The organism is Marinobacter sp. UBA3604 (assembly GCF_002375325.1).
In the GTDB taxonomy this organism is placed as follows: domain Bacteria; phylum Pseudomonadota; class Gammaproteobacteria; order Pseudomonadales; family Oleiphilaceae; genus Marinobacter; species Marinobacter salarius.
The window spans coordinates 16,121-16,515 of sequence record NZ_DFMB01000024.1 but is presented as its reverse complement, the minus strand read 5'-3'; the positions used below and the strand labels follow the sequence as shown (position 1 = coordinate 16,515).

Below are 395 nucleotides of genomic sequence, written 5' to 3'. Positions count from 1 at the left end.
TCGACCTGGGGCCGCCAGGTGCGGTCCGCGGGGATGGCGTTGAAGGCGTTGTGGTAGGTGGTGGCGCCGTTGTTGCCATCCTCTTCCAGGGCCTGGGGTTGTTCTCCGGTGTGGGTGATGCTGGTGAACAGCCATTCCCGGTTCAGGCGTGGGTTGTCGTGGTCGGTGAGTTCGACTTTGGCACCCACGGTGAAGTCGGGGCGGTTGCTCTGGCCATCGGCGATGGCGGCGTCGTTCCTGAGGGCATCGAGACGGCTTTCGGTAAAGGGCTGGCCACTGGCGTCCTGCTTGAAGCGGCCGGGGTAGTCGTAGTGCTGGTAGTCTTCCCGCTGGCCGTCCAGTTTGTCGCCCTGGTGTTCGTGCATCAGTGCGTAGGCGGGGTTCTTGAAGGTGTA

The 395-nt window shown here is 63.8% G+C and carries 1 protein-coding gene; it reads right to left on the bottom strand.

Annotated elements, in window-relative coordinates; all coding sequences use genetic code 11:
* Positions 1-395: contractile injection system protein, VgrG/Pvc8 family (locus B2590_RS07150; RefSeq protein ID WP_286847914.1), on the bottom strand; the 395-nt coding region annotated here is incomplete at both ends.